The 4930-nt window shown below is 54.6% G+C and carries 5 protein-coding genes; all 5 read left to right on the top strand.

The window, feature by feature from the left end:
• The first annotated feature begins 643 nt into the window (after positions 1 to 643).
• The 5 genes from KHU33_RS26615 to KHU33_RS25355 are packed head-to-tail and all read left to right on the top strand — an operon-like array spanning position 644 to position 4800.
• Complete coding sequence (locus KHU33_RS26615; RefSeq protein ID WP_329956125.1) at positions 644 to 1087, top strand: type IV pilin protein; 444 nt, start codon at positions 644 to 646, stop codon at positions 1085 to 1087.
• Positions 1081 to 1569, top strand: a complete 489-nt coding sequence (locus KHU33_RS25370) for a pilus assembly FimT family protein (protein WP_211468204.1) — start codon at positions 1081 to 1083, stop codon at positions 1567 to 1569. Before KHU33_RS26615 ends, KHU33_RS25370 begins: the two co-directional genes overlap by 7 nt.
• Positions 1553 to 2083 carry a PulJ/GspJ family protein gene (locus tag KHU33_RS25365; protein WP_211468202.1) on the top strand — a complete coding sequence of 177 codons (531 nt, stop codon included), beginning with the start codon at positions 1553 to 1555 and terminating at the stop codon, positions 2081 to 2083. The genes KHU33_RS25370 and KHU33_RS25365 overlap by 17 nt, the downstream gene beginning before the upstream one ends.
• Positions 2083 to 2856 (top strand): PilW family protein, encoded by a 774-nt coding sequence (locus KHU33_RS25360; RefSeq protein WP_211468199.1) that lies wholly within the window; start codon positions 2083 to 2085, stop codon positions 2854 to 2856. The genes KHU33_RS25365 and KHU33_RS25360 overlap by 1 nt, the downstream gene beginning before the upstream one ends.
• A gap of 9 nt (positions 2857 to 2865) precedes the next feature.
• Entirely contained in the window at positions 2866 to 4800 is a 1935-nt protein-coding gene (locus tag KHU33_RS25355) for a hypothetical protein (protein WP_211468197.1), read from the top strand.
• Positions 4801 to 4930: the final 130 nt, after the last annotated feature.

Here is a 4930-nt window from a genome sequence, read left to right as displayed (position 1 = left end):
CAAAAGCACTAAACACGCTGCATCGCAGCATCAGTAAAAATAGAAATTGCGTGGTTAATACCAGTTCGAATTGGTAATTTTTTTGAAATACCACTTTGTTGCGTCTTAGGCACTAAAATGGTGAGAAACATTTGACCCGAAACCACGGCCGGGACAGCTCCGAAAAACGTGAGAAATCGCCTTGCCGCAGGAAAACGCGACGCCGGCTATCGGCGATGCAACTGATATGGATGAAGCGGAGAGTGCAGTCGCCGGACAAGATCGGCAACCGATGAAGGATCGGATTGCTGCATGAGAGATGCCCCGATTTTTGCTTCGCCTATCGCAAGAACTCTTAATCTGCCGACAAGGATATTCCTACAGCAAGATCAGGATGTACCGATATTGCATGTCTAGAAATATTGCTAACCTGATTTAGCTCAGCCAGAGCATGGTCAAAATTTTTATTGTGTGGCAAATCCCAGGCGTGCAGATACAAAAAATATGAAGCGCCACATACGGGAATGCGCGATAGAACTGTTGATTGGAGGCCGCTCATCCACGAGTTTGCGTGGATTGCGCAGCGTGGTCGGCATGCTAAAACCGTAGTGCTTGCATTGCGATTTTCACCCGAATAAAACTGAATTTTTCAAGGGCTGTGTTTATGCAATTAATGAAATATGGTTGCGATGGTAGCGCCATCCGAAATCGACATGTGCGCGGCTTCACATTGATCGAGCTGATGGTGACTGTGGCAGTGATTGCGATTCTTGCCGCGATCGCCTTGCCGTCCTATGCAAATTATATAAAGAAGAGCCGCGCCAAAAACGCCAGCGCCGATCTGGTCGCGCTCTCTCTCAATCTTGAAAATCAGTATCAATTGCATCTTGTCTACCCTGTCAATGCCGATGGCACTACCGCCACCACGGCACTTTTCAGCGGATGGGCTCCAACCCAATCGGACTATTTTTCCTACACGATGGGCAGTACGACAACGACTTATACGCTGACTGCTTCCGGCAGCGGCAGCCTTAGCGGCTGCAATCTGACGCTGGACCAGAAAAACCAGCGCACCGTGACCAGCGCTTGCGGCTTTACATCATGGTAGCGGCGGTTGCTCGCGGCTTTTCGCTGATTGAGCTGATGGTCACCATCGCGGTCATGATGTTACTGCTGCTGGTCGGCGCACCTTTCGCCGCGGGCTGGGGTAATTCCGCATCCGTACAGCAAAGCAAGAGCCAACTGATGCAAGGGATGGCGCAATTGAAAGCAAGCGCTTTAAGGAACGCGAACGCGGTACTGATCTCCGATACCGCTACGCCGTCGGCGGTCTTGGTCAGCACCGGAACTCAGCTATGCGTCTACAGCGGCGCTCCGGCCAGTCTTGGCTGCGATCCGGCGGCGGCCGGTTTCAGTTGGGGCGCTGCCATATCGGCGGCAATCACTCTCAACGATGCAGCTCAGCAGTGCATCGCCATGAACAACACCGGCATACCGATGCCGCTGGCAATCGGCAGCATCACCTGCGGAACCAGCATGACTTACCAACTGACCCGGGGATCGGAGCATGACAGTGGCACTCTCAATTAAAAAACACCTGTACCGATCTGCACATTCATCGACAGGCCGGAAGGCGGACCGGCGGCAGCGCGGCGACGCTTTGCTGGAAGGACTGATTGCGATCCTGCTGATGGCCATCATCGGCCTGGGAATGACTTATGTACTGGCGCGCGCGGCGAATAGTCAGAAGAACCTGAATGTGCAGAATCTGACAGTCGGTCAGATACAGGCGACGCTCCAGAATGCCGGCGTCGCCGCCGGTTGCCCTGCCAGCGGCAGCGCCACCAGCACGGTCCAGATCACCTTGACCAGCAGCAGCCATGCGGCGGGTGCATCGGATTCGCATGCCAACAATCACGCGGCAGGCAAGTCGGATTCGCAAGCAGCCAGCTTGAGCGAAAGCATACAGAAAGAATGCAGCATCACTGCAGTCACGGCCAGCGCAAACGGAATTCAAAAAACGGCAATGGTGCCGACTGTCCAGTTTTCGACAACCAGCCAGAGCCTATACGGAAACGACAAGCTAACCGTGGGAAATAAATAATGCGCAGCCATCAAAGAGGCGTAACCTTGATCAGCCTGATGGTCGGCTTGGTCATCTCCATGATCGCCCTGCTTGGGGTGCTGACTGTCTACAAAAATGCCATTCGCAACGTTTTCGGAAGTAGCGGGATGGTGCCCAGCGCCGCTCAGGACGGCCAGCTTTCCAGCGGCTTGCTTACCGCGCAAATGGTGCTGCAAGATGCAGGTTTCGGCGTCGGCGCGGTGGCTGCGGCAAGCAGTTCCAGCGCAGCAAGCAGCGCAACAAGTACCGCAGCAACTACCAGTGCAGCGGCGACCTCCGCAAACAATCTGGCCCTCCTTTCCGGCGCCACATTTGACGGCGCCAGCCAGCAATTATCCGGTACCGTCAACGCCATTTCCGCCGCAGCTTCTGCCGGCAATGTGCTGCTATGGGAAAGCAATCCCAACCTGGCGTCCGCCAGCGCATCCTATGCATGCATGGGCTTGTTTTCCGATTCCGCAACGAATGCGCTTTATCTGCTCAAGGCGACCAATGCATGCCATCCGATCGCCAGCAGCTGGAACAATGTCACCTGGAGCAAATCCACCTTGATCGCAGCTGGAAGCGTGGCGCAAGCGGTAAGTTTTGCGGTGAAAAACGCTGTGGATTGCTGGCCTTTCGGCGCGATACCAAAGACTATCAGCGGCATTGCGCCGCCCAGCGCTGCGGTCCAGGCAACGCTTTCCTATCAAAACAGCACGGTTGGCAGCAGCAACAGCTATGCCATCTGCCTGAGCAATTTTTCCTCTTGAGCGATCGTCATGACATCATCCGAAATTTTATATACGGGAAAGTTCCGGCAACGCGGCATCGCCTCACTCCTGATCATACTGTTGGTTGGACTATCGATGGCGGCCATGGTGGTTGGCGGCATGTATTATTTGCGCGGGCTGCAGGCAAAAACGGTAACCGCGCATGCAGCTGCGGAGGCGCAACTCAAAGCATGGACCGGGGTCGAGGCTATCCGGCAATACCTGTACCAGGTCGGCAGCGACGTGACCAAGCTGCCGGTGTTTACGGGCGACAAAGGGTCTGGACAGATCCAGCTCCAAGGCTTGTCAGGGGTCAGCGCCACCGTCATGTCGGTCACGCCAACGGATCCTAACTGCAGCACGACCAACCCTAAAGGGACACGCGTCAACGTCAATCTCACCGGCGCCAGCGGTCCGGCGACCTCGACTGTTGAAGCTGTCTATTGCGCCTCGGGATCACCGGGTAGTCAGACCAATTCGAACAGCGCTGACCCCGGATTTGTAGGGGATGTCGAAGGATCGGGATCGATTACGTATAAAGGGAGCAGCAGCAACGGCAAGCTCGTTGTGCAAGGCAACGTGACGATGGGGGGAAGCATCAGCGGATTTTCGCAGGTATACGCCACAGGCAACATCAGTCTGACAGGATCCAACAATATCAATGCCCTTTTTTCAGAGGGCGATATCACCCTGGTCGGTGGTCACGACAACACCATCAATGTCATCAATTCTTTGCATAACGTCAGCATGGGCAGCGGATTCAATGCGGTCCTGATTAACGCCAACGGTTCGGTGACGCTGGGCGGCCACACTTCTGCCGACACGATTAATGCTATCGGCGATGTCAGCTTGGGCGACACGGTGACGGTCGGCACGCTGAATACGAAAGGCAGCGTCACTGCCGGCGGCGCTGCGGTGACTTCGGCCATGGTGCAAGGCAATTACCAGGAAACCTATGGCACGGCAAATGGCGGGCAAGTCGGCGGTCCGCCTCCTTATGTCGCCCAATGTTGCAGCGCCTGGAATACAAAAGTAAAGCTGACCAATGTGCCAGGTCTGCAGGTGGCGGTGTCACCCTTGACGGCGGCGACACTTTCTACAACCGTGATCGATGCTTATGCCGTAAAAAATTCAGCCAATTATATTTTTGATGTGGATGCTAAGAACAATATCGTGGTTAATGTCAATAACGTCAACGGTCTCGCTAATGGACCGTATTATCTGACCGGGGATGGCGCCGGCAACCAGGATTGGCTGTGCACTACTGCCACTTATAGCGCAGGAACGTGCAAGGCAAAAATATGCCATGGCTTCTCTCCTTATACCAGTTGCTTCTCATATAACAACGGCACCTGGAGCATCAGCGGCGGCGATAATTCATCGAACCCGCCGCTGCCGCCGCCGGCCATGGCGCCGGGCGTGGTGTGGTTTCACGGAGATCTCAATCTCGGTAACGGTACTTACTACAACACCATGCTGGCTACCGGCAACATTTCAACCGGTGGCGCCAATATCAGCTATGCGGTCAATTTTGCGGATTACAACAATATCTGTCAAAACAAAGCTTTTCCTGGCCTCTATCCGACAGATTTCTGCGCCACGGGCGCCACCAGCCTGGCGCCAAACCTGCTGGGCAACGTTGTTTTCCTGGCGGGAGGCTATGTCGATGGCGTTTTCTCTGGCGGCGTGGTCAATCTTTCGGCATCCAACGACACTTATGGCAACATATGGGCAGGCGATGTTCTGAAAACCGGCGGCAGCACCACGATCCATGGCAATCTGCACACGGCACACCAAAGCGGCGGCAGCAGCCGTAATGAAATCGGCGCAAAGACGATCATCGATAAGACTAAAATGTCAGACAGCGGTAACCCTGACGCGGGTTTGACCGAGCCACATCCGTCCAATTCATCCGCTACCGTGCTATGGACGCATTACCGATGAAAAGATAAAGCGACGGGCTATGAGAAACGATTTCCCCGAAATTAATGACACATGGCGATCTGTACAGCGGCATAACGGCACTGCAGGAAGACCGATCTGGTACTGCTAACCATTACCCAAAAGCATTAAA

The organism is Collimonas silvisoli (genome assembly GCF_018305005.1).
GTDB lineage: Bacteria > Pseudomonadota > Gammaproteobacteria > Burkholderiales > Burkholderiaceae_D > Collimonas > Collimonas silvisoli.
The sequence above is the reverse complement of the archived record's forward strand: the minus strand, read 5'-3'. Positions and strand labels throughout refer to the sequence as shown.